This is a genomic window from Pseudomonas sp. S35, from assembly GCF_009866765.1.
Classification (GTDB): Bacteria; Pseudomonadota; Gammaproteobacteria; order Pseudomonadales; family Pseudomonadaceae; genus Aquipseudomonas.
This window is the reverse complement of sequence record NZ_CP019431.1, coordinates 3,545,212-3,570,584: the sequence shown is the minus strand read 5'-3', so window position 1 is coordinate 3,570,584 and position 25,373 is coordinate 3,545,212. Positions and strand designations below refer to the sequence as shown.

Sequence of the window (25,373 nt, the reverse complement as noted above, 5' to 3'; positions counted from 1 at the left end):
GAAGGTACACCATTGTGTAAAGACTCGTTTCTCATGAAGGGGTCCGTTAGTAAGTTGTCGTTATTGTGTTGCTATGAAAGTATTTGGAAATGCCGACAATGCTTGATATTGAAAAATTACCGGCAGTGTTTCGAAGTGTTTTATGTTTGTTAGGGGGCGCAAACTAATGCGCGATAAGTTTAGTGTGTGAAGTAAAGTAAATGGTCGCGGCAGGGCGAAAGTTCCTGCTGCTGATGTTGCGATTTGTTAAGTTGGGCGGTGCGAGGTGGTTGGCAGGGTGTGTGGTCGTATTGCTGAGGAGGGCGCGCGGTTTTGGCGTAGATCAGCGTGAGGCACACGCGCAGGCCCGAACACACGGGGCTGCGCGTGGGTGCTGAGAGTCAAGGCTCCAGTGCGCTGAGTAGTGTCATCCCTAGCGACTCGGGGGTGTCTCCAAGATTCACTGGCGCCATGACTTCCATCTGGTGAATGCGCAGGGCCTGACCATTGTCGGTTTCGAGGTGTATCCAGAATTTGCCTTGCGCATCTGCTTTAGCATTTCTAACCCAATAAGAGGTCATTTGGGAGTTGAGCATATCGTTGGGTGACGTATAGGTGCCTCCGGAGTGGGTGCACTTTAGCTTGCTTCCCGATAGCCTGACGCGACCAAATAAAATCACGGTCACTTCGCTGTGTGGCGGGAGCGTTTGCGGGTATTCTTTACTTGCCTTCAGCACAAGCCAGCATCTTCGGCCGCTAACGTCGTCATCAATGATGGAGCCGCCTCCTGTCCATCCAAACTTCTCTCCTTCATCCGCAAAGACGACGCGCTCATTGATGATTAGATTAGTGTTTTTAGTCATGTTTCTATCCTTGATACAATTAATGGGGCAGTGGAAGTATCGTGTGCACGTTCATTTAATAAAGCCGGACCCTGTTGCGATACTGTTAGAAATGGCAGTTCTGACAGGCGGTCATGCTCAGCCAGTTCTGCTGATTTGCCTCTGGCGGACCGCGCTTATGGCACAGGCCCCTTGGTCATGATTGATTCGATCACCATGTGTTGACGTGTCTCGAAATGCACGCTAACCGACAGCTCTCCGTCGTCCGTAGACATTAGTTCGAATCGATAGGAGCCAAATTGTGAGTTGCTGATCCCAGGAATCCGCCAGGTGTTCCCATGGTGTACCGCCACCAGCGTTTCATTGGGGAGCCTCCCACGCAGGCGTACGGTTAGATAGACCTTGGCCGAACCATTGAGCACCTTGCCAAAGTCCCGCGCCACGGAGTTTGAGAGCCAACGATAATTGCCGTCGAAGTCGTCAATCTGGATCTCGCCTTCGCCGGTCCAGGACCAGGTCTGGCCGGGCGTGTCGAATTTCGAAAACTCGTCGATGAAAAGGGGCGTGTTGCCTGATTTGTTCATGGTGGAGGCTCTGCTGATAAGGGCGCGAACATCAGCATGAGCAATGCACTACAAGCGCGATACTGTCAGAACTACCAGTTCAGATGAGTGGCAGCCCTGCTTTCAAGCCAGGTTTTGCTCAGTCAGGCGTTGTACTGCCAGGCGCCGGTAATGGGAAGGCGTCATGCCCTTGAGCTGCTGAAAACGTCGGTTGAAGTTGGAGATGTTGTTAAAGCCTGACTCAAAACACACGTCCGTCACGGCCTTGTTACCGTCCGCGAGCAATTCGCAGGATTTACTGATGCGCAGCCGGTTGACGAATTCGATAAACGTGCGCCCGGTGGCCTGCTTGAACACCCGGGAAAAATACGTCGGCTTCATGCCCAGGTGTTCCGCCACTTCCTCCAGGGGCAACTCCCGCGCGTAATGCGCAAAGATATAGTCCACCGCGCGGTTGGTGCGGTCGATGCTGTGCTCATCGGCCAGTTGCGGCGTGGTCACGCCGGACAGCAGTTGGTAGTCCTCACAGGTACTCAACACTTCCAGCAAGATAAAGAAGTGCCCCAGGCGCGCCATGCCCTGGGCATCTTCGATACGTTGCATCAGGCTCATGGCTTGGGCGATGGTTTTTTTGCAGCGGAACTCAATACCGTATTGAGCGCGCTCCAGCAACGGTGCCAGCATTTTCAGCTCGGTAAAAATGTGGCTGCCCTGCTCGAACAGCTCATCGGTGAAATTCACCAGCATGTCGCGCTTGGGCACCACCTCGTCTTCCTCCACCTGGCTGATCCAGTTATGGGGCAGGTTGGGGCCGGTGAGGAACAGGCTTTCGGGGTAGAAGTTGCCGATGTAGTCGCCGATAAACACTTTGCCGGAGCTGGCGACGATCAGGTGCAGCTCGTATTCCTTGTGGAAATGCCAGCGCACCAGCGGGCAGGGGAAGCCGTGTTGGCGATAGATGATGGACAGACCGTTGTGATCGTCCATCAGCTCGTAGGAAGGGTCGGTGATGCGCGTTGCTCGGGTCATGCTGCCGTCGCTTTATTGTTGGTTGCGACCCGAATAATGCCCCCTTGCGCGCGACCCTGCCAGCGTCGGTGTTTACAGCACGCGGTTTTTCGCCTCGATCCACTGGGACATGTACTGGGTACTTTTGTGGGCGTGATGGCGCAGCATGCTGCCGGTGAAGTTGTTGCGGCGATGGGCGGCGAGGTCGCTGCGGCAGTGCTCCAGGCATTCCACCAGCGCGGGGCCGTGGACGTTCTGGTTGTAGCGACGGGCAATCAACTGGCGGCCGTCTTCCTGGGCCTGGGTCCAGCGTTCGCGGTCCTGGTACAAGGCCACGGCAGCGGCGGCCAGGGCCGGAGCGCTGTGTTCGATCATGCCCGGCCAAGCCTGTTCATCGCCCATGCCCTCGGCACCGATCGGCGTGGTGATGTTCGGTGTGCCGCATAACATGGCGTCCGCCAGCTTGCCCTTGATGCCCGCGCCGAAGCGCAGCGGTGCCAGGCAGATGCGTGCTGCGCTCATCACCTGCAACGCGTCCTCGGCCCAGTTCATCACATGAAAGCCCTGCGCCGGGTTGTGCAACGCGGTCGCCTTGGGCGGGGTGTAGGCACCGTAGAGGTGCAATTGCGCCCCCGGCAACTGTTGGCGAATCAATGGCCACAGGCTGTTCTTCATCCACAGCACCGCATCCCAATTGGGGGCGTGGCGGAAGTTGCCGATGCTCAGGAAATGCGCACGGTCTTCGAACGGCGCGAAAGGCGCGCGCGGCAGCTCCAGCATCAGCGGGCACCAGTGGAGCAGGGCGGCTGGCACGTTGAATTGCTCGGTCAGCAAGCGCATCTCCACGTCGGAGATCATCAGGCTGATGTCACAGCGGTAGATGGCAGCCATCTCTCGCTTGGCGATGTCCGTGTCGGCCATCAGTTGGAATTCTTGCGCCAGCGCTGGCGCAAACAATGCGCTGAAGTCGTCGCTGTGCGGGTGTGCCTTGAGATGATCCTTGAGCCGTTGCTGGCGGGCGTCGCGCAGGCTTTGCAGGTCGCAGGTTTCCAGCACGCGCAGGGCGTAGGGGCAACACTTCTCTACGCGCCAGCCGAACTGCTCTTCCATCATGAAGCGGTCGAACAGCACGATATCCGGGGCGAGTTCGCGGATAAAGTCATCGAAACTGCTGTTATTGAGCTCGATGGCGCATTCGGCGATACCCAGTGCGCAGAGGTCGGCCTTGTGCTCGCCGAGTGCGGCGGGGCTGCTGAAGGTAATATCCCAATCTTGTGTAAGAAAAGTTTCCAGGATCTGCATCATATGCCCACCTGCGGCCGATGAACGCGGCTCCGGCCAGACATAACCAATGACCAGGACTTTGGTGGCAGGCGGTTTCATCAACAACAGCTTCCTTAAAGGGCGGGCGAAAAGCGCGCAATTAAACCACAACCTGTGGGCATGACAATTTGTGTCTGGCGGTAGGTCGCCACGGTACTTTGTGGTTAACTTCCGCCTCTTGAATTCGTTTAACCAAAACCCGCATAAGGATTCCGTTCATGGCTCAAGTCACCCTCAAAGGCAACCCGGTCCAGGTTGAAGGCCAATTGCCGCAAGTCGGCACCCAGGCTCCAGATTTCATCCTGACCGCCGGCGACCTGTCGGATGCAACCCTGGCGACCTTCGCCGGCAAGCGCAAAGTGCTGAACATCTTCCCAAGCGTTGATACCCCGACCTGCGCGACGTCGGTGCGTAAGTTCAACGCCCAGGCCAACGAACTGAACAACACTGTTGTTCTGTGCATCTCCACCGACCTGCCATTCGCCCAGGCACGCTTCTGCGGCTCCGAAGGCCTGGAAAACGTGAAGAACCTGTCGGATTTCCGTGATCCTGCCTTCGCTCAGGACTTTGGCGTGGCAATCGCTGATGGCCCGCTGCGCGCCTTGACCGCCCGCGCCGTCGTGGTGCTGGACGAAAACAACAACGTGCTGCACAGCGAGTTGGTCAAGGAAATCGCTGAAGAGCCGAACTACGAAGCCGTTCTGGCTGTCTTGAAGTAACTGCCTTCTGCGTATTGCTGTCGTGATGCGGTAACACGCTAGATACATGATTGCGGCCTGGCCTAGTCCAGGCCGTTTTCATTTGTGCTTCAGACGTTTAGGGAAATAGCCGACGGACTAAGTGCAGACGTTAAAAGTTGTAAGCCCAAGGTAAATAGCCGGTAAAGGCGCTTTTCTTAATGCGCCCCAGTGCTTATCTTTCAGCCTCCCAAAGAAGAAGCTCTCGCGCCCAATGGTTGATCACTCCATGCAATCCTCCCCCCGCAACTCCCGTCGTTGGCTGTTCGGCCTGCTTGTGCTGCTGGTTATCGCCGGTCTGTGCTGGAAATTCTGGCCCGGCGGCGCGGCCCAAAAAGACGCACCGGCCGGCCACACCGGCAAAACCGGCATGGCGCGCCCGGGCTTCGGCGGTTCCACCGGCCCGGTACCGGTGCGTGTGGCGCCGGCGGTATTGGGGGAGTTCCCGGTTTACTACAAGGCCTTGGGCACCGTCACTGCGCTTAACACCATCAATGTGCGCAGCCGAGTGGGCGGGGAGTTGGTGAAGATCGCCTTTGAAGAAGGGCAGATGGTCAAGGCCGGCGACCTGCTGGCGGAAATCGACCCGCGCAGCTACCAGAACGCCTTGCTCCAGGCCCAGGGCACCTTGATGCAGAACCAGGCCCAACTGAAAAACGCCCAGGTCGACGTCGAGCGTTATCGCGGCCTGTATGCCCAGGACAGTATCGCCAAGCAGACCCTCGACACCGCCGAAGCGCTGGTGCTGCAATACCAGGGCACGGTCAAGACCAACCAGGGCGCGGTCGACGACGCCAAGCTCAACCTTGAATTCACCAAGATCCGCGCACCGATTGCCGGGCGTGTGGGCTTGCGCCAGCTTGACGTCGGCAACCTGGTGGCCGCCAACGACACCACCGCCCTGGCCGTGATCACGCAGACTCAGCCGATCAGCGTGGCCTTCACCCTGCCGGAAAACACCCTGGAAACCGTGCTCGCCCGTTACCACGCCGGCAACAAACTGCCCGTGGAAGCCTGGGACCGTGGCGACGTTAAGCAGCAGGCCGTCGGTGTGTTGCAGAGCCTGGACAACCAGATCGACGTCACCACCGGCACCCTGAAATTCAAGGCGCGCTTCGATAACAAGGACAAGGCGCTGTTCCCCAACCAGTTTGTCAACGTGCACCTGCTGGCCGACACCCTGCACAACGTGGTGCTGGCGCCTTCCGCCGCGATCCAGTTCGGCAACACCGGCACCTTTGTCTACAAGCTCGATGGCGACAAGAAGGTCAAGGTCCAGCCCCTGGTGGTCGGTGACACCGACGGCGAAAACACCGTGATCAAGGAAGGCCTGGTCGCCGGCGACCGTGTGGTGCTGGAAGGCACCGACCGCCTCAAGGAAGGCAGCGAAATCGAAGTGGTCAACGACAGCAGTGCCGTGCCGACCACGCCGACTGAACACCTGCAGGGCAAACCTGCGGCGAAAGGGGAGACCGGCGCTGACGCCGGCAAGGCGCAAAAGGTCGGCGCATGAACCTGTCGCGGCTGTTTATTCTTCGCCCGGTCGCCACCACGCTGAGCATGCTGGCCATCGTCCTGGCCGGCATCATCGCGTACCGCTTGCTGCCGGTCTCGGCCTTGCCCCAGGTGGATTACCCGACGATCCGGGTGATGACGCTGTACCCCGGCGCCAGCCCCGATGTGATGACCAGCGCGGTCACTGCGCCTCTTGAGCGCCAGTTCGGGCAGATGCCGGGCCTGACCCAGATGGCGTCCACCAGTTCCGGTGGCGCCTCGGTGCTGACCCTGCGTTTCAACCTCGACATCAATATGGATGTCGCCGAGCAACAGGTGCAGGCCGCGATCAACGCCGCCACCAACCTGCTGCCCAAGGATCTGCCGGCGCCGCCGGTGTACAACAAGGTCAACCCGGCCGATACCCCGGTGCTGACCCTGGCCATCAGCTCAAAGACCATGCTGCTGCCCAAGCTCAATGACTTGGTCGACACGCGCATGGCGCAGAAAATCGCGCAGATCAGCGGCGTCGGCATGGTCAGCATCGCCGGCGGCCAGCGCCAGGCCGTGCGCATCAAGGTCAACCCCGAGGCCCTGGCGGCCAATGGCTTGAACCTGTCGGATGTGCGCACCCTGATCGCCGCGTCCAACGTCAACCAGCCCAAGGGCAACTTCGACGGCCCGACGCGGGTGTCGATGCTCGATGCCAACGACCAGTTGGTCTCGCCCCAGCAATACGCCGAACTGATCCTGGCCTATAACAACGGCGCGCCGTTGCGCCTTAAAGATGTCGCGCAAATCGTCGATGGTGCCGAAAACGAACGCCTTGCGGCCTGGGCCAATGAAAACCAGGCGGTGCTATTGAACATCCAGCGCCAGCCGGGCGCCAACGTGATCGAGGTGGTGGACCGCATCAAGGCGTTGCTGCCGAGCATCACCGACAACCTGCCGGCCGGCCTGGATGTCACCGTGCTCACTGACCGCACCCAGACCATCCGCGCCTCGGTCAAGGACGTGCAACACGAGTTGCTGATCGCCATCGCCCTGGTGGTGATGGTGACCTTCCTGTTCCTGCGCCGTGTCAGCGCCACGATCATTCCGTCGATTGCGGTGCCGCTGTCGCTGGTGGGCACCTTTGGCGTGATGTACCTGGCCGGGTTCTCCATCAACAACCTGACGCTGATGGCCTTGACCATCGCCACCGGGTTCGTGGTGGACGATGCCATCGTGATGCTGGAGAACATCTCTCGCTATATCGAAGAAGGCGAGACCCCGCTTGCCGCTGCGCTCAAGGGCGCCAAGCAGATTGGCTTCACCCTGATTTCCCTGACCCTGTCGCTGATCGCAGTGCTGATCCCGCTGCTGTTCATGGCCGATGTCGTCGGGCGCCTGTTCCGCGAATTTGCCATCACCCTGGCGGTGGCGATCCTGATTTCCCTGGTCGTGTCGTTGACCCTTACGCCGATGATGTGCGCGCGGCTGCTCAAGCGTGAACCCAAGGAAGAAGAGCAAAGCCGTTTCTACAAGGCCAGTGGTGCCTGGATCGACTGGATGATCGAAGCCTACGGGCGCAAGTTGCAATGGGTGCTCAAGCACCAGCCGCTGACCCTGTTGGTGGCCATCGCCACCCTGGGCCTAACTGTGGTGCTGTACCTGGTGGTGCCCAAGGGCTTTTTCCCGGTGCAGGACACGGGGGTGATCCAGGGTATTTCCGAGGCGCCGCAGTCGATTTCCTTCGCCGCCATGAGCCAGCGTCAACAAGCGCTGGCCAAGATCATCCTGGCCGACCCGGCCGTGGAAAGCCTGTCGTCCTATATCGGTGTGGACGGTGACAACGCCACCCTCAACAGTGGCCGCTTGCTGATCAACCTCAAGGCCCACGGCGAGCGCGACTTGAGCGCAGCCCAGGTGATCACCCGCTTGCAGCCGCAGATCGACAAACTGGTGGGTATCCGCCTGTTTATGCAGCCGGTGCAGGACCTCACCATCGAAGATCGCGTGAGCCGCACCCAATACCAGTTCAGCATGTCCTCCCCGGACTCCGAGCTGCTGGCGCTGTGGAGCGACAAGCTGGTGCACACCCTCAGCCAGTTGCCGGAGCTCACCGACGTTGCCAGCGACCTGCAAGACAAAGGCCTGCAGGTGTACCTGGTGATTGACCGCGATGCGGCCTCGCGCCTGGGTGTCAGCGTGTCGACCATCACCGACGCGCTGTACGACGCTTTTGGCCAGCGCCAGATTTCGACCATCTACACCCAAGCCAGCCAATACCGCGTGGTGTTGCAGGCCCAGTCCGGCGAAACCCTCGGCCCGGATGCGCTGAACCAGATCCATGTGAAAACCACCGATGGCGGCCAGGTGCGCTTGTCGAGCCTGGCCCGTGTCGAGCAGCGCCAGGCGCAGTTGGCCATTGCGCATATCGGCCAGTTCCCGGCGGTGATGATGTCGTTCAACCTGGCGCCCGGTGTGGCACTGGGCAAAGGCGTGGAGCTGATCAATCAGGCGCAGAAAGACATCGGCATGCCGGTGGGCGTGCAGACCCAGTTCCAGGGCGCGGCGCAGGCATTCGAAGCTTCGCTGTCGAGCACCTTGCTGCTGATCCTGGCAGCGGTGGTCACCATGTACATCGTGCTGGGCGTGCTCTACGAGAGCTATATCCACCCGATCACCATCCTGTCGACCTTGCCGTCGGCGGCAGTGGGGGCCTTGCTGGCCTTGCTGCTCAGCGGCAATGACCTGGGCATGATCGCGATCATCGGCATCATTTTGCTGATCGGGATCGTGAAGAAGAACGCGATCATGATGATCGACTTCGCCCTCGACGCTGAACGCAACCAGGGCCTCGACCCGCAGACCGCGATCTACCAGGCCGCACTGTTGCGCTTCCGGCCGATCCTGATGACCACCCTGGCGGCCTTGTTCGGTGCGGTGCCGTTGATGTTGGCCAGCGGTTCCGGCGCAGAATTGCGCCAGCCCCTGGGCCTGGTGATGGTCGGTGGGTTGCTGGTGAGCCAGGTGTTGACCCTGTTCACCACGCCGGTGATCTACCTGTACTTCGATCGCCTGGGCCGTCGCTGGCGCAAAGAGCCGCAAAGCCTGGAGCCGGTTGAGTCATGAACCTGTCCGGACCTTTCATCCGCCGGCCGGTAGCGACCATGCTGCTAAGCCTGGCGATCATGTTACTGGGCGGCGTCAGCTTCAACCTGCTGCCTGTGTCGCCGTTGCCGCAGATCGATTTCCCGGTGATCGTGGTCTCCGCCAGCCTGCCGGGGGCGAGCCCCGAGGTGATGGCCTCCACGGTGGCGACGCCGCTGGAGCGCTCCTTCGGCGCGATTGCCGGCATCACCACCATGAGCAGTTCGTCGAGCCAGGGCTCGACCCGGGTGATCCTGGCGTTTGATTCCGACCGCGATATCAACGGCGCGGCGCGGGAAGTGCAGGCCGCCATCAACGCCTCGCGCAACCTGCTGCCCAGCGGCATGCGCAGCATGCCCACCTACAAGAAGATCAACCCGTCCCAGGCGCCGATCATGGTGCTGTCGCTGACCTCGGACGTGCTGCAGAAGGGCCAACTCTACGACCTGGCCTCGACCATCCTCTCGCAAAGCCTGTCCCAGGTGCCGGGCGTGGGCGAAGTGCAGATCGGCGGCAGCTCACTGCCAGCAGTGCGCATCGAGCTGGAACCCAAGGCCCTTGACCAGTACGGCGTGGCCCTGGACGATGTGCGCAACACCATCGCCAACGCCAACCAGCGCCGGCCCAAGGGTTCTCTGGAAGACAGTGAGCGCAACTGGCAGATCCAGGCCAATGACCAGCTGGAAAAAGCCAAGGACTACGAACCACTGCTGATTCGCTACCAGAATGGCGCGGCCTTGCGCCTGTCGGACGTGGCGAAGATCAGCGATGGCGTCGAGGACCGCTACAACAGCGGCTTCTTCAACAATGAGCCGGCGGTGCTGCTGGTGATCAACCGCCAGTCCGGCGCCAACATCATCGAGACTGTCCGGCAGATCAAGGCGCAGTTGCCGGCGTTGCAGGCGGTGTTGCCGTCCAGCGTCAAACTGAGCCTGGCCATGGACCGCTCGCCGGTGATCACCGCCACCCTGCACGAAGCCGAGATGACCCTGCTGATAGCCGTCGGGCTGGTGATTTTGGTGGTGTACCTGTTCCTCGGTAACTTCCGCGCTTCGCTGATCCCGACCCTGGCGGTGCCGGTGTCGCTGGTGGGCACCTTTGCGGTGATGTACCTGTATGGGTTCTCGCTGAACAACTTCTCGCTGATGGCGTTGATTCTGGCCACCGGCCTGGTGGTCGACGACGCCATCGTGGTGCTGGAGAACATTTCCCGGCATATCGACGAGGGTGTGCCGCCAATGAAGGCGGCTTACCTGGGCGCCCAGGAAGTTGGCTTTACCTTGCTGTCGATGAACGTGTCGCTGGTGGCGGTGTTCCTCTCCATCCTGTTTATGGGCGGGATCGTTACCAACCTGTTCCGCGAGTTTTCCATCACCTTGTCGGCGGCGATCATTGTCTCGTTGATCGTGTCGCTGACGCTGACCCCCATGCTCTGCGCCCGCTGGCTCAAGCCGCACGTCAAGGGCCAGATGACCGGCTTGCAGCGCTGGAGCCAGAAAATCAACGACCGTATGGTCGCCGGCTACGCCACCAGCCTGGATTGGGTGCTGCGTCACCGACGCCTGACCCTGCTCAGTCTGTTGGTCACCGTGGGCGTGAACATTGCGCTGTACGTGGTGGTGCCAAAGACCTTCATGCCCCAGCAGGACACGGGCCAGTTGATCGGCTTTGTGCGCGGCGACGATGGCCTGTCGTTCAGCGTGATGCAGCCGAAGATGGAAATCTTCCGCCAGGCTGTGCTCAAGGACCCGGCTGTGCTCAGCGTGGCCGGCTTTATCGGCGGCAACAACGGCACCAACAATGCGGTGATGCTGGTGCGCCTCAAACCCATCAGCGAGCGCAAGATCTCGGCCCAGGCGGTGATCGAGCGCCTGCGCAAGGACGTGCCGCTGGTGCCGGGCGGGCGCCTGTTCCTGATGGCCGACCAGGACCTGCAATTTGGCGGCAGCCGCGACCAGACCAGTGCGCAGTATTCCTACATCCTGCAAAGCGGCGACTTGGCCGCCCTGCGCCTGTGGTACCCGAAAGTGGTCGCCGCATTACGTGAGCTGCCGGAACTCACCGCCATCGACGCCCGCGAAGGCCGGGGCGCGGCCCAGGTGACGCTGATTGTCGACCGCGACCAGGCCAAGCGCCTGGGCATCGACATGGACATGGTCACCGGGGTGTTGAACAACGCCTACAGCCAGCGCCAGATTTCGACGATCTACGACAGCCTCAACCAGTATCAGGTGGTGATGGAGGTCAATCCCAAATACGCCCAGGACCCGATTACCCTCAACCAGATGCAGGTGATTACCGCCGACGGCGCACGGGTGCCGCTGTCGACCATTGCCCATTACGAGAACAGCCTGGCCGATGACCGTGTCAGCCACGAAGGCCAGTTCGCCTCGGAAAACATCGCCTTCGACATGGCCGAGGGCGTGACGGTGGAGCAGGGCACGGCCGCTATCGAACGGGCGATTGCCAAGGTCGGTTTGCCGGAAGACGTGATCGCCAAGATGGCCGGCACCGCCGATGCCTTCGCGGCCACGCAGAAAGGCCAGCCGTTCATGATCCTCGGCGCGCTGGTGGCGGTGTACCTGGTGCTGGGCATTTTGTATGAAAGCTACATTCACCCGCTGACGATCCTCTCGACGCTGCCGTCGGCCGGTGTCGGCGCGTTGCTGTCGATCTACCTGCTGGGCGGCCAGTTCAGCCTGATCTCCCTGTTGGGCCTGTTCCTGTTGATCGGGGTGGTGAAGAAAAACGCGATCCTGATGATCGACCTGGCGCTGCAACTGGAGCGCAATGACGGCATGAGCCCGTTGGAATCGATTCGCAGCGCCTGCCTGCTGCGCTTGCGGCCGATCCTGATGACCACGCTGGCGGCGATTCTTGGCGCCTTGCCGTTATTGCTCGGCACTGCCGAAGGCGCCGAAATGCGCCAGCCTCTGGGCCTGACCATCATTGGCGGCCTGGTCTTCAGCCAGATCCTGACCCTTTACACCACCCCGGTGGTTTACCTTTATCTCGACCGCGCACGCCATCGCTTCAACAAATGGCGCGGCGTGCGTACCGATGCTGCCCTGGACACTGCGCTATGACCGAGTCAACCAACGCCCATGCACCACGCGCACGCCGATTGTGGCGAGGGCGCTTGCTCCCGCTGGGGCGCGAAGCGGCCCCTGGCTCTTTTGGAGCCGCTGCGCAGCCCAGCGGGAGCAAGCTCCCTCGCCACCGCTCGGGCGTCGGCAAGGGTGTGAAGGTGCTGGCGATGATGATGTGCGGTCTGTTCCTCAGCGCCTGCGCCGTCGGCCCGGACTACAAACGGCCGGACGTCATCGAACCGGTGCAATTTAAGGAAGCCCAGGGCTGGCGCCAGGCGACGCCGAGTGATGCCCTGGCCCGTGGCGCCTGGTGGGAGTTGTACGGTGATCGCCAGCTCAATGATCTGGTGTTGCGCCTGAACAACGCCAACCAGACCGTCGCCCAGGCCGAAGCGCGTTTTCGCCAAGCCCAGGCGTTGGTGCGCAGCTCGCGTGGAGCGTTTTACCCAACGGTCGACCTGAGCGCCGGTAAAACCCGCGCCAGCCAGGGCACCGGCAGCAGCAGCGCGAGCCTCAGCAGTTCCAGCAGTGGTATCCGCGACACCCTTAATGCGCAGCTCGGGGTGAGCTGGGAAGCCGACATCTGGGGCAAACTGCGCCGGGGCCTGGAGGCCAACGAGGCCAGCGCCGAAGCCAGCTCGGCGGACTTGGCGGCGATGCGCCTGAGCCAGCAGTCGGAGCTGGTGCAAAGCTACCTGCAACTGCGGGTCATGGACGAGCAGACCCGTCTGTTGCAAGCCACGCTGGACACTTACCAACGCTCCCTGCAAATGACCGAAAACCAGTACCGCGCCGGCGTCTCTGGCAAGGACGCGGTGGCCCAGGCGCAAACCCAGCTCAAGAGCACCCAGGCCAGCCTGATCGACCTGATCTGGCAACGTGCCCAACTGGAAAACGCCATCGCCGTGTTGATCGGCGAAGCGCCGGCCAACTTCAACCTGGCCGTGAGCAAGGACATCCCGGCACTGCCGCAGATTCCCGTGAGCCTACCCTCGCAACTGCTGGAACGCCGCCCGGATATCGCCTCGGCCGAACGCTCGGTGATCGCCGCCAACGCCAATATCGGCGTGGCCAAGGCGGCCTACTACCCGGACCTGAGCCTGAGCCTGGCCGGTGGTTACTCCAGTAGTACCTACGCCGACTGGATCAGCCTGCCGAACCGCTTCTGGTCGGTGGGGCCGAAACTCGCCATGACCCTGTTCGACGGCGGCCAGCGCTCGGCGGAAGTCGACCGCACCGTGGCCAGCTACGACGAAACCGTGGCCAAGTACCGCCAGACCGTGTTGGATGGTTTCCGTGAAGTGGAAAACTACATGGTCCAGCTCAAAGTGCTGGAAGACGAGGCGGTGGTCAGCAATGAAGCGCTGGACGCGGCGCGCGAGTCGCTGCGCTTGACGCAGAACCAGTACAAGGCAGGGCTGATTGCCTATCTGGATGTGGTCACCGTACAAGCGACTGCCCTGAGTAACGAGCGCACCGTGTTGACCTTGCTGCAAACGCGGCTGGTGGCCAGTGTGCAATTGATCGCTGCGCTGGGCGGTGGCTGGGATGGCCAGACCGCGATTGATGCCAAGGACTAGATTCTTAATGTCGAACCCGGTTCAAATGTGGGAGGGGGGTGTTTTTAGCTGTTTCAGAGCCAGTAGTTTGACGTCAAATTGCAGGTGATGGCCCTCTGATAATTAATCACCTGTACAAGAATTATTCTCGCTACAATCGCCCGCTTTGCCACCCTGGCACGGGCTTTTCAAGCTCGTCGGTTTTGAGAAGCCCCATGCTCATCGGTAGTTATTCAACCCCCCTTGTCGTGATCTCCCTGTTCGTCGCGATCCTGGCGTCCTATACCGCGCTGGACCTCGCTGGCCGTATCGCGACCGCCAAGGGGCGTGGGGTTTACCTGTGGATCGTTGGCGGTGCATTGGCGATGGGGGTGGGCGTGTGGTCCATGCATTTTATCGGCATGCTGGCATTGCGCCTGCCGTTTGCGCTGGGCTTTGACATCGGTATTACGGCGCTGTCGCTGTTGATCGCCATGCTGTCCTGCGGCTTTGCATTGTGGCTGGTCAGCCAGCCGCGCTTGCCTGCCTGGCAACTGGCGTTTGGCGCACTGGTCATGGGCAGTGGCATCGCCAGCATGCACTACACCGGCATGGCCGCCATGCGCATGACCCCCGGTATCGACTACGACCCAACCCTGTTTAGCGCGTCGTTGTTGATCGCCGTAGTGGCTTCGGGCGCCGCCTTGTTGATCGCCTTCAACCTGCGCCGCAACGCCCCGTATGTGCGCCTGGCACGCGGCGGGGCGGCGGTGGTGATGGGCTTTGCCATTGTTGGCATGCATTACACCGGCATGGCGGCGGCACGCTTTGCCGATGAAAGCTACTGCGCCGCCGCGCTGGACGGTTTGACCGGCAAGGGTCTGGATAACCTGGTGCTGGTCACCACCCTGGCGGTGCTCGCCATTGCCTTGCTGACGTCGCTGCTCGATGCGCGCCTGCAAGCCCGCACCGCAGTGCTCGCCGATTCCCTCAGTCAGGCCAACCAGGAACTGACCCACTTGGCCCTGCATGACATGCTCACCGGCCTGCCCAATCGCACCTTGCTGGCCGACCGGATTCAGCAGGCCATGCAGGCGGTCAAAGAGCAGGGTGGTTGCTTCGCTTTGATGTTTATCGACCTGGATGGCTTCAAACCGGTCAACGATGCCTTTGGCCATCACATGGGCGACCAACTGCTGCGCGAAGTCGGCCTGCGCCTGCGCGAAGACTTGCGCAGCCACGACACCCTGGCGCGCATCGGGGGGGATGAGTTTGTGCTGCTGGTGCAACTGAGCCAGCCAGATGATGCGCTGCGTTTGGCTGAGCGCCAGGTCGGCCTGATCAACCGCTCATTCCAGGTGGCCGAGCATGAGCTGAAAATCTCCGCCAGTGTCGGCATCGCCATGTTCCCCGGCAACGGCGGCAACCCCCAGGAACTGCTGATGAACGCCGACGCCGCGATGTACCACGCCAAGGGCATGGGCAAGAACGGCTACAGCTTCTTTGATGTGTCGATGAACACCAATGCGCGCAAGCAACTGCAGTTGTTGCAGGACCTGCGCAATGCCCTTGAGCAAGAGCAGTTTCGCCTCTACTACCAGCCCAAGTTCGATGCGGTCAGTGGCATCCCGGTGGGCGCCGAAGCGCTGGTGCGTTGGGAGCATCCGCAGCAGGGCCTGTTGTTGCCGGCCACCTTTATCGAGCTGGCGGAAAAGACCGGCTTGATCATTCCCATCGGCGAGTGGGTGCTCAATGAAGCCTGTCGCCAGATGAGCGTGTGGTACGTCGAAGGCTACGAAGACTGGCGCATCGCCGTGAACCTGTCGGCGTTGCAGTTTTGCCATGCGGGGCTGGTCAAGAGTGTGGCCACCGCCTTGGAGCGCCATCAGTTGCCGGCCAATAGCCTGACGCTGGAGATCACCGAGACCACCGCCATGAGCGATGCCGATGCGAGCATGACGGTGTTGCAGCAGCTCTCGGACATGGGCGTCGACCTGTCCATCGATGACTTCGGCACCGGCTATTCCAGCCTGATGTACCTCAAGCGCCTGCCCGCCAACGAGCTGAAGATCGACCGTGGTTTCGTGCGCGACCTGGAGCACGACAGCGACGACGCGGCCATCGTCTCGGCCATCGTCGCCCTTGGCCAGGCCCTGGGTCTGCGGATTGTCGCCGAAGGTGTGGAAACGGATGTGCAGCAGAGCTTTCTCACGCGGCTGGGCTGCAACTCCCTGCAAGGTTACTTGCTGGGGCATCCACTGCCGGCCGAGGGATTCATGGCAGATATCCAGCGGGCCGAAGACGCACTGGCGCCTGACAAAAACCGTGCGTGACGGTTAGTATTGGATCCAACCCTAATACCCGGTTGGAACAGGAGACCGCACGCATGGACAAAGTCGTCATTATCACGGGAGGCAGTCGCGGCATAGGCGCTGAAACGGCATTGCTGGCGGCGCGTGAAGGCTATCGCATTTGCATCAACTACCGCAGCGACGAACACGCGGCCCTTAGCGTTCTGGAACAGGTCCGTGGCCTGGGTGCCCAGGCGATTGCCGTGCGGGCAGATGTCAGCATCGAAGATGAGGTGATTGCACTGTTCAATCGCGTCGACGCTGAATTGGGCCGCGTGACCGCGCTGGTCAACAACGCCGGCACCGTGGAGCACAAGTCGCGGGTCGACGAGATGTCTGAATTGCGCATCTTGAACATCCTCAAAACCAACGTGCTGGGACCGATCCTGTGCGCCAAGCACGCGGTGCTGCGCATGTCGCCCAAGCATGGCGGGCAGGGCGGCAGCATCGTCAACGTATCGTCGGTAGCCGCGCGCCTGGGCTCGCCGGGTGAATACGTGGACTATGCGGCCTCCAAGGGCGCGCTCGACACATTCACCCTCGGCTTATCAAAAGAAGTGGCGGGTGAGGGTATCCGCGTGAACGCCGTGCGCCCCGGTTATATCTTCACCGACTTCCATGCCCTGAGCGGCGACCCGGACCGGGTCAGCAAGCTGGAGTCCGGCATTCCCATGGCCCGTGGCGGCCGCCCGGATGAAGTGGCGGAAGCGATTGTCTGGCTCTTGTCGGATAAGGCGTCGTATGCCACCGGCACATTTGTCGATTTGGGTGGCGGCCGTTGATGAGATAGCGCCTGCTAAAGCTGTGCGGCAGGCATAAAAAAACGCCGCGTACCTTGCGATACGCGGCGTTTTTTCACATCAACACCTTAGGCTTGAATCACCGGGATGTTGGCGCTTGCTGCGATCTTGCGGAACTCAGCGATCTGGTCGAAGTTCAGGTAGCGGTAAACGTCGCTGGCCATGGTGTCCAGCTTGGCCGCGTAGCCCATGTACTCTTCGACGGTCGGCAGGCGACCCAGCGTAGAGGCGACTGCCGCCAGCTCAGCCGAGGCCAGGTAGACGTTGGCGCCATCACCCAGACGGTTCGGGAAGTTACGGGTCGAGGTCGACACAACGGTCGAATTCGGCTCTACACGTGCCTGGTTACCCATGCACAGCGAGCAGCCCGGCATTTCCATGCGCGCACCGGCCTTGCCGTAGATGCCGTAGTAGCCTTCTTCGGTCAGTTGGTGAGCGTCCATCTTGGTCGGCGGCGACAGCCACAGACGGGTTGGCAGCTGACCCTTGACCTGTTCCAGCAACTTGCCGGCAGCGCGGAAGTGACCGATGTTGGTCATGCACGAACCGATGAACACTTCGTCGATCTTCTCGCCGGCAACGCTGGACAGCAGACGGGCGTCGTCCGGGTCGTTTGGTGCGCAGAGGATCGGCTCGTTGATTTCCGACAGGTCGATCTCGATGATTTCGGCGTATTCCGCGTCGGCATCGGCTTCCATCAGCTCAGGGTTGGCAACCCAGGCTTCCATCGCTTGGGCGCGACGTTCCAGAGTACGTGGGTCACCGTAGCCTTCACCGATCATCCAGCGCAGCAGGGTGATGTTGGAGTTCAGGTACTCGGTGACGGACTCTTTCGACAGCTTGATGGTGCAACCGGCAGCCGAACGTTCGGCCGAGGCGTCGGACAGCTCGAAAGCCTGTTCCAGCGTCAGGTCGTTCAGGCCTTCGATTTCCAGGATGCGGCCGGAGAAGGCGTTTTTCTTGCCTTTCTTCTCGACGGTCAGCAAGCCGGACTGGATCGCGTAGTAAGGAATGGCATGAACCAGGTCACGCAGGGTGATGCCAGGTTTCATTTTGCCCTTGAAGCGCACCAGGATCGATTCCGGCATGTCCAGTGGCATTACGCCAGTGGCTGCGGCGAACGCGACCAGGCCGGAACCGGCCGGGAACGAGATGCCCATCGGGAAACGGGTGTGGGAGTCGCCGCCGGTGCCGACGGTGTCCGGCAGCAGCATGCGGTTCAACCAGCTGTGGATGATGCCGTCGCCTGGACGCAGCGATACACCGCCACGGGTCATGATGAAGTCAGGCAGGGTGTGGTGGGTGGTCACGTCGATCGGCTTTGGATAAGCCGCGGTGTGGCAGAAGGACTGCATCACCAGATCGGTCGAGAAGCCCAGGCACGCCAGGTCTTTCAGTTCGTCACGGGTCATAGGACCGGTGGTGTCCTGGGAACCCACGGTGGTCATCTTCGGTTCGCAGTACGTACCTGGACGAACACCTTTGCCTTCCGGCAGGCCGCAGGCCTTGCCAACCATTTTCTGTGCCAGGGTGAAACCTTTGCCGGTGTCGACAGGGGCTTCAGGCAGCTTGAACAGGTCGGTAGGGCCCAGGCCCAGTTCGGCACGTGCCTTGTCGGTCAGGCCACGGCCGATGATCAGCGGGATACGGCCGCCGGCACGGACTTCGTCCAACAGGACCGGGGTCTTCATTTCGAAGGTGGTCAGGACTTCATCGGTGCCGTGTTTGCAGACTTTGCCAGCATGCGGGTACAGGTCGATCACGTCGCCCATGTTCATGTTGGTAACGTCGAATTCGATTGGCAGGGCGCCCGCATCTTCCATGGTGTTGTAGAAGATTGGAGCGATCTTGCTGCCGAAGCAGAAACCGCCAGCGCGCTTGTTCGGCACGTAGGGAACGTCGTCGCCGAAGAACCACAATACCGAGTTGGTCGCCGACTTACGGGACGAACCGGTACCGACCACGTCACCGACGTAGGCGATCGGGAAGCCTTGGCCGCGCATCTCTTCGATCTGCTTCATCGGGCCGGTCTTGCCTTGCTCGTCCGGCACGATGCCTTCGCGAGCCATTTTCAGCATGGCCAGGGCGTGCAGCGGGATATCAGGGCGGGACCAGGCGTCCGGGGCAGGGGACAGGTCGTCGGTGTTGGTTTCGCCGGTAACCTTGAACACGCGCAGGCTGATCTTGTCGGCCAGGGTCGGACGGTTGCGGAACCATTCGCCGTCAGCCCAGGACTGGATCACGCCTTTAGCGTGCTCGTTGCCGTTCTTGGCTTTTTCGGCTACGTCGTGGAACGCATCGAACATCAGCAGGGTGTGCTTGAGTTGGGCGGCGGCGACAGGTGCCAGTTCGGCATCGTCCAGCAGCTCGACCAACGTCACGATGTTGTAGCCGCCTTGCATGGTGCCAAGCAGTTCAACAGCGCGTTTCTTGTCGATCAAGGGGGAAGTGGCTTCGCCCTTGGCCAGGGCAGACAGGAAACCGGCCTTGACGTAGGCAGCCTCGTCAACACCTGGTGGAATGCGATTGGTGATCAGGTCAACGAGGAATTCTTCTTCGCCAGCCGGAGGATTTTTCAGCAGCTCGACCAGGCCTGCGGTTTGTTCGGCGTTAAGCGGCTGGGGAACAATACCCAGGGCTGCACGCTCTTCGATATGTTTGCGGTAGGCTTCAAGCACAGTTATTACCCTCATCAGTGGTCCCACGGGACGCTCATCCAGAAATGAACGGCACGCATGCGCTCGGGGGCTTTTTGGGCCGCAAAGCCAGCGCTGCCGGCATTCCTCACAGAAGCTGCTTTCAAAGTTTTACGCCTGCAGAACGGGGCTGATGAGGGTTGGCGCTGGCTATTGACCTACCGGGTAATAACCATCGCCAACACCGTTCTGAAGGAACGACTGTGCTCGTGACGCTTTGAAAACAGCTTCCAGCGGATTATTGGCGCCTTACAAGGCCGGATGATTCTACGGCAAAAAAAATCTAAAGGTAAGTTGCGATGGCAAGTTTGCTGGGTGATCAACCTTAGACAAAGGGCTAACATGGCGCACTATTTCGCTGATTTGCGTGTTGTTGCCCATGTCCAACTCAACCATCAAGACCCCCTGCGTCGGCCTGTGCTCCACGGTTTACGGCGATCTGGTGTGCCGTGGCTGCAAGCGTTTCCACCACGAAGTGATCCTGTGGAATGGCTACAACGAAGAAGAAAAACGTGCGGTATGGCTGCGCCTGGAGCAACTGCTGGTGCAGGTGATGGCCGGCAAGCTGGAGGTTTTCGACCCCAAGGCCCTGCGTGGCCAGTTGGAGCAGCGCAAGATCCGCTTCGTGCCGCACCAGTCCGAGTACTGCTGGGCGTACCAGTTGATCGCTCGCGGGGCGCGGGTGATCAATAACCTGGAGGCTTACGGCATGGTGCTGTTGCCGGAGTTTCGTGAATGGGCCTTGCCGGAACTGCGCGATGCCATCGACCGTGAGTTCTTTATCCTGTCTGAGGCCCATTACCAGCGCTATATCGCGCCGGGTTTCCTGAGAGACGCGCTCGCTGACTGACAACACAAGCCCCGTCCCACATTGGATCTTTGTTGTCTGGGTGCTCAGCGTCAGGCCTTGGTGGCCAGTTCTTCCAGTTGATCCATCAATGTCTGTGGCTTGAGCACCAACACGTCGCTTTCTATAGCATCGAGCACCACCTCCGCCGTGTTGCCGATCAGCGCGCCGGAAATTCCAGTGCGCGCTACGGTGCCGATGATGGTCACTGCGGCCTGCCACTTGTGCGCCGTGAAGGGGATCAACACATCCGCCGGGCCTTCCTCGATATGCAGGTGCGCGTCGTCCACGTCGAACTCGGTCTGGAATGCCTTGCATTGCTCGCGGTAGCGCGCCTCGATGGTTTCCTTGAGCTGAAACGTAGGGTCCGCTGCCGACAGCATCGGCGACGGATGGGCGCTGATCACATGCAGCTGCGCCTTGGCCAGGCTGGCGATGTCGAAACCATGGTCAATGATCCAATTGTGCAGCGAACGATGCTCGCCGTCGGTATTGCCCACATCAATCGCTGCCAGGATCACCCCGCCAGCCCAGGGCGTGGCGGTCTTGACCAGCAAAACCGGGGTAGGGCAGTAGCGCAGCAGTTTCCAGTCTGCCGGCGTCAGCAGCGCTTTTTTCAGCGGGCTGTCGGGGAAATGCTGCTTGATCACCAAGCCGCAACCTTCGGCTTGCTGCACGTCGATGATGGTTTCATGCAGGCTGTCATTCCACGCCTGCTCGGTAGTGACGCTGTAGCCATCCTCCTGCAACCCCGCCTTGAGTACACTCAGCAGTGCCGAGTGCTCATGTTTCTTGTCACAGACCAGCAGGTGCAGGTGCGCGTCGGTAACCCCGGCGATCAGCTTGGCGCGCTTCAGAGCAAGGCTTTCCGAGTGCTCGGGCTCGATGACCACCAGGATGCTGCGAATGGCTTGCATGGTCGGGATCTCCAGGAAAGTGGGCGTGAAGTAACTATAGTTGCTGCCCGGCAGCCGTCATGTTGATGCACATCAAGGCCTGTGGCTGGTGGTCTGCGACGTGGTCGGTATAATCGCCGGCCTTTTGTGATCCTTTTGCCCGTGAGCCCGATGAACCTGCCAGAAATCCACGAATTCCTCGGTTGCCGCACGCCTGACGCCTGGGTCCAGGCCGCGCTGGCCGATCAGGAAACCCTGCTGATCGACCACAAGAACTGCGAATTCAAAGCCGCAAGCACTGCCCTGAGCCTGATCGCCAAGTACCACGGCCATGTCGACCTGATCAACATGATGTCGCGCCTGGCTCGCGAAGAGCTGGTGCACCACGAACAGGTCATGCGCCTGATGAAAAAGCGCAAGATCGAGCTGCGTCAGTTGCACGCCAGCCGTTATGCCTCGGGTTTGCGCAAAGTGGTGCGCAGCCACGAGCCGGTCAAACTGGTGGACACCCTGGTGGTTGGCGCCTTTATCGAAGCGCGCAGTTGCGAGCGTTTCGAAGCGCTGGTACCGCATTTGGACGAAGAACTCAGCAAGTTCTACTTCGGCCTTTTGAAAAGCGAGGCGCGGCACTTCCAGGGTTATTTGAAGCTGGCCTACCAGTACGGCGACGCCAAGGACATTGCCCAGGTCATTGAGCGGGTGAGGGCGGCCGAGCAGGAACTGATCGAGTCACCCGATATCGAGTTCCGCTTTCACAGTGGCGTGCCAGCCTAAGGCGACGGCCACGCCGATCACGCTGGTGATCGCCATCAGCAGCAGGATTACTGTTTGTGTGCCCAATGGCGCTGCCAGTACGGCAATCATCAACCCTGCCAACGGTTGGGGCAGGTTGTTGAGCAGGGTGATCACACCCACCGTCTTGCCGAAATCCTGCGCCGGAATCACCCGCTGACGGGTGCTGCGCAGGTACACGTTGAACATCTTGTCGAAGCCGGTGACCAGCAGAAAACCCAAGGTGTAGCCCCACAGGTTGGGGCTGATCGCCATGATCAACGCCCCTGCGGCAATCATTGAATACGACAGCCCGCCCATCACTTTCAGCCTCAATGACGAGCGCGCCAGGTAAAACAGAATCCCGATCGTGGCCACCGCACCGGCCGCTTGTAGCAGGGCGTAGGTATCCTTGCTGGCCGCGTATTGGCCTGTGACCATCGCCGCCGATGTGGCCAGCGTCACGCCGATCAGCAGGTTCACGCCGATGGCCAGGGTAATCACCCGCTTCAGTTCCGTCAGGGTGCGGATATGCCCGAAGGCGATGCGCAGCGGCTGCACCCAGAGGTCGCGGTGCTGCGCGTGGCTGTGCAGGCTCACCGTCGTATGGCGTTGCCAGATCAGCATGGCCAGGTCTGCCAGCACAAACAGTCCGCCGACGCCCAGCACCACCCAATGCCACGCCCATACGTCGAGCATCAGCGCTGCCACCAACGGGCCCAGCACCAGGCCGCTCTGGTCGGCGATTTGTGAATAGGACAGGGTCTTGGTGTAGGTGTAGTGCTTGAAGGCATGCGGCATCAGCACCTCGCGGGCCATGATGCCTTGGGTGGTCAGCACGCCGCACAACGCGGACAGCAGCACCAGCCAGTAGATACCGTCGAATACCCCATAAAGCGCCACCGCCACCCCGCACGCCAGCGCCCGGTAGGCCTGGCTGATGTGCAGGATGCGCACCGGTGAATATTTGTCGCACACGGCCCCGCACACCGGGAAGGCCAGGAAGCGCGGCAGCGTCTCGACAAAAAAAGCCAGCCCGGCCCATGCCACGCTGTTCGTGGTCTGGAACACAATCAATGGCACGATAAACAGCAGGACCTGGTCCGCCAGCCGCGACAGGAACAGCGAACCAAAGAACGCCAGATAATCCTTGCGCATACAACTCCCTGTGGATGGCGTTAAAAATTGCAGGCTATTTGTTAAAAACTCTTAAAAGAATGAAGCTTCGTCCGGCGTTGCTGGACAGTGGGTTCAGTTGCCCAGCTTGCCACCTATAATGGCGCCTCTTCAATCCGCGTCTGCACATTGAGAACATATGGAAAACCTGGGGCTGGGCAAGGTATTGCTCGTTGAGGACGATGAGAAGCTGGCAGGGCTGATCGCGCATTTTCTGGCGCAGCATGGTTTCGAGGTGCGGGTTGTGCACCGTGGCGATGAAGCGTTGGCAGCCTTCCTGGACTTCAAGCCCAAGATCGTCGTGCTCGACCTGATGCTGCCGGGCCAGAGCGGCCTGCATGTATGCCGAGGGATTCGTGCGGTGTCCGACACGCCCATCGTGATCCTCACCGCCAAGGAAGACGACCTGGACCACATCCTCGGCCTTGAGTCCGGTGCCGACGACTACGTGATCAAACCCATCAAGCCGCCGGTGCTTCTGGCGCGCCTGCGTGCGCTGCAACGTCGCCAGGCACCGGAACCCACGGTGCGCGGGGCGCTGGCGTTCGGTCGGTTGGCGATAGACCGCAGTTGCCGGGTGGTCAGCCTGGGCGATGACAGGATCGACCTCACTACTATGGAGTTCGAACTGCTGTGGCTGCTGGCCAGTAACGCGGGCACCATCCTCTCCCGCGATGACATCCTCAACCGCATGCGCGGCATCGCGTTCGACGGCCTTAACCGCAGCGTCGACGTGTACATCAGCAAGCTGCGCGGCAAGCTCAACGACAACCCCCGTGAGCCGGTGTGCATCAAGACCATCTGGGGCAAGGGCTACCTGTTCAATCCGTTTGCGTGGGAGGTCTAGATGCTGCGCCTGTTTCTGCGTCTGTACGTGATCCTTGCCTTGGGGTTGGCGGGGGCGATCTGGCTGGTCAACTACACCTTCGACGAGTTGCTGCCCGAGGCCAACGAAACCTACAACCGCGAGGCCATGCGGGGTCCGGCGTATGGCCTGGTCGAGCAACTGCGGCCGTTGCTCGGTGAAGCGCGCCAGGCCCGCTTGGCGCAGCTGCAAAGCCATTACGGGCTGCGCCTTAAGTTGGTGCCAAAAGACGGCCTGGCTCTGACTGAGCGCGAACAAACCTTGCTCAATGACGGCTTGCTGGTGGTGCGCGGCGACTTCATGGAGTTTCTCGCGGGCATCGACGGTGGCTCGCAACTGTTGGAAATCAGGTTGCCGGAGGAGCCAAAGTGGCTGTACCTGTGGGCCTACGGTTTTCTCGGGGTGTGCCTGGCCATCGTGCTGTACTTTTGGGTGCGCCCGCACTGGCGCGACCTGGAACATATTCGCCTGGCCGCACAACGCTTCGGCGACAACGACCTGGGCTCACGCATCCTGCTGCCGCGCCGCTCCACCGTGCGCGAGCTGGCCGGGCACTTCAACCAGATGGCCGAGCGTATCGAAAGCCTGATCGCCAACCAGCGTGAACTGACCAACGCGGTGTCCCATGAGCTGCGCACGCCGATTGCGCGCCTGTCGTTCGAGCTCGACCAGCTCAAGCAGCAGGCCGATCCCGGCCAACGCAGCGAATTGATCGCCGACATGTACGCCGACCTCGGCGAACTGGAAGAAATGGTCTCCGAACTGCTGACCTACGCCAGCCTGGAGCGTGGCGCCACCCAAGTCACCCGCGAGTGCATTGAAGCTCACAGCTGGCTCGACAGCGTGATCGGCAGCGTGGCCCTGGAGGCAGAGGCCGCGGGCATTCAACTGTCGCTGCGCACCTGCGAAGTCGACGTGATCCAGATCGAGCCGCGGTTCATGGCGCGGGCAGTGATCAACCTGTTGCGCAACGCCATCCGTTACGCCGAGCGCCGCGTGGACGTATCGCTGGTCAAGTTCGGCAGTGGTTATGAAGTGCGGGTGTGTGACGACGGCCCCGGCGTGCCCGAGGAGGGTCGGGCGAAGATCTTCCAGCCGTTCATGCGCCTGGACGCCAGCCGCGACCGCCGCACCGGCGGCTTCGGTCTGGGCCTGGCGCTGGTGCAGCGAGTGTCGCAGTGGCATGGCGGGCAGGTGCAGGTGCAGGATTCGGAGTGGGGCGGGGCGTCGTTTCGCATGACGTGGGCGTTTGCTGAATAACGT

The 25,373-nt window shown here is 61.0% G+C and carries 18 protein-coding genes; 11 read left to right on the top strand and 7 right to left on the bottom strand.

Annotated features, from left to right (window positions below; all coding sequences use genetic code 11):
• Positions 1 to 380: 380 nt before the first annotated feature.
• From PspS35_RS15780 to PspS35_RS15765, 4 genes are all read right to left on the bottom strand, one after another.
• Positions 381 to 842: a hypothetical protein gene (locus PspS35_RS15780; protein ID WP_159935675.1), complete on the bottom strand. Its 462-nt coding sequence runs from the start codon at positions 840 to 842 to the stop codon at positions 381 to 383.
• A gap of 155 nt (positions 843 to 997) precedes the next feature.
• Positions 998 to 1,405, bottom strand: a complete 408-nt coding sequence (locus PspS35_RS15775) for a hypothetical protein (RefSeq protein ID WP_159935674.1) — start codon at positions 1,403 to 1,405, stop codon at positions 998 to 1,000.
• Between the two features lie 102 nt (positions 1,406 to 1,507).
• The gene (locus PspS35_RS15770; protein WP_159935673.1) at positions 1,508 to 2,413 is read right to left on the bottom strand and encodes an AraC family transcriptional regulator; all 906 of its coding nucleotides are present in this window, start codon (positions 2,411 to 2,413) and stop codon (positions 1,508 to 1,510) included.
• Between the two features lie 72 nt (positions 2,414 to 2,485).
• Positions 2,486 to 3,775, bottom strand: coding sequence for a glycosyltransferase (locus PspS35_RS15765; protein WP_159935672.1), 1,290 nt, complete (start codon positions 3,773 to 3,775; stop codon positions 2,486 to 2,488).
• A gap of 158 nt (positions 3,776 to 3,933) precedes the next feature.
• Here PspS35_RS15765 and tpx point away from each other — a divergent pair, with 158 nt between their 5' ends.
• From tpx to PspS35_RS15730, 7 genes are all read left to right on the top strand, one after another.
• Positions 3,934 to 4,434, top strand: coding sequence for a thiol peroxidase (gene tpx, locus PspS35_RS15760; protein WP_159935671.1), 501 nt, complete (start codon positions 3,934 to 3,936; stop codon positions 4,432 to 4,434).
• 232 nt (positions 4,435 to 4,666) lie between these two features.
• Complete coding sequence (locus tag PspS35_RS15755) at positions 4,667 to 5,965, top strand: MdtA/MuxA family multidrug efflux RND transporter periplasmic adaptor subunit (protein ID WP_159935670.1); 1,299 nt, start codon at positions 4,667 to 4,669, stop codon at positions 5,963 to 5,965.
• A complete protein-coding gene (locus PspS35_RS15750) occupies positions 5,962 to 9,063 on the top strand; it encodes an MdtB/MuxB family multidrug efflux RND transporter permease subunit (RefSeq protein ID WP_159935669.1) in 3,102 nt (1,033 codons plus the stop codon). Before PspS35_RS15755 ends, PspS35_RS15750 begins: the two co-directional genes overlap by 4 nt.
• Positions 9,060 to 12,167: an efflux RND transporter permease subunit gene (locus PspS35_RS15745; protein WP_159935668.1), complete on the top strand. Its 3,108-nt coding sequence runs from the start codon at positions 9,060 to 9,062 to the stop codon at positions 12,165 to 12,167. Before PspS35_RS15750 ends, PspS35_RS15745 begins: the two co-directional genes overlap by 4 nt.
• 170 nt (positions 12,168 to 12,337) lie before the next feature.
• A complete protein-coding gene (locus PspS35_RS15740) occupies positions 12,338 to 13,750 on the top strand; it encodes an efflux transporter outer membrane subunit (protein ID WP_159938055.1) in 1,413 nt (470 codons plus the stop codon).
• Positions 13,751 to 13,944: 194 nt separating this feature from the next.
• Positions 13,945 to 16,041, top strand: coding sequence for an EAL domain-containing protein (locus tag PspS35_RS15735; protein WP_159935667.1), 2,097 nt, complete (start codon positions 13,945 to 13,947; stop codon positions 16,039 to 16,041).
• Positions 16,042 to 16,094: 53 nt separating this feature from the next.
• On the top strand, positions 16,095 to 16,841 hold the full coding sequence (locus PspS35_RS15730) for an SDR family oxidoreductase (protein WP_159935666.1): 747 nt from the start codon (positions 16,095 to 16,097) through the stop codon (positions 16,839 to 16,841).
• A gap of 86 nt (positions 16,842 to 16,927) precedes the next feature.
• Here PspS35_RS15730 and acnB read toward each other — a convergent pair whose 3' ends face one another.
• On the bottom strand, positions 16,928 to 19,537 hold the full coding sequence (acnB, locus tag PspS35_RS15725; RefSeq protein ID WP_159938054.1) for a bifunctional aconitate hydratase 2/2-methylisocitrate dehydratase: 2,610 nt from the start codon (positions 19,535 to 19,537) through the stop codon (positions 16,928 to 16,930).
• Positions 19,538 to 19,934: 397 nt separating this feature from the next.
• On the opposite strand from acnB, the gene PspS35_RS15720 reads away from it, so the two are divergent.
• On the top strand, positions 19,935 to 20,405 hold the full coding sequence (locus PspS35_RS15720) for a DUF1289 domain-containing protein (RefSeq protein WP_159935665.1): 471 nt from the start codon (positions 19,935 to 19,937) through the stop codon (positions 20,403 to 20,405).
• A gap of 50 nt (positions 20,406 to 20,455) precedes the next feature.
• Here the strand turns inward: PspS35_RS15720 and PspS35_RS15715 are convergent, their stop codons facing one another.
• Positions 20,456 to 21,319 carry a universal stress protein gene (locus PspS35_RS15715; RefSeq protein WP_159935664.1) on the bottom strand — a complete coding sequence of 288 codons (864 nt, stop codon included), beginning with the start codon at positions 21,317 to 21,319 and terminating at the stop codon, positions 20,456 to 20,458.
• Between the two features lie 150 nt (positions 21,320 to 21,469).
• On the opposite strand from PspS35_RS15715, the gene miaE reads away from it, so the two are divergent.
• A complete protein-coding gene (gene miaE, locus PspS35_RS15710) occupies positions 21,470 to 22,072 on the top strand; it encodes a tRNA isopentenyl-2-thiomethyl-A-37 hydroxylase MiaE (RefSeq protein ID WP_159935663.1) in 603 nt (200 codons plus the stop codon).
• On the opposite strand, the gene PspS35_RS15705 is transcribed toward miaE, so the two are convergent.
• The gene (locus tag PspS35_RS15705) at positions 22,028 to 23,227 is read right to left on the bottom strand and encodes an MFS transporter (RefSeq protein WP_159935662.1); all 1,200 of its coding nucleotides are present in this window, start codon (positions 23,225 to 23,227) and stop codon (positions 22,028 to 22,030) included. The two genes, miaE and PspS35_RS15705, sit on opposite strands and share 45 nt — an antisense overlap.
• Positions 23,228 to 23,384: 157 nt before the next feature.
• On the opposite strand from PspS35_RS15705, the gene PspS35_RS15700 reads away from it, so the two are divergent.
• On the top strand, positions 23,385 to 24,092 hold the full coding sequence (locus PspS35_RS15700) for a winged helix-turn-helix domain-containing protein (RefSeq protein WP_159935661.1): 708 nt from the start codon (positions 23,385 to 23,387) through the stop codon (positions 24,090 to 24,092).
• The gene (locus tag PspS35_RS15695; RefSeq protein ID WP_159935660.1) at positions 24,093 to 25,370 is read left to right on the top strand and encodes an ATP-binding protein; all 1,278 of its coding nucleotides are present in this window, start codon (positions 24,093 to 24,095) and stop codon (positions 25,368 to 25,370) included.
• Positions 25,371 to 25,373 lie beyond the last annotated feature (3 nt).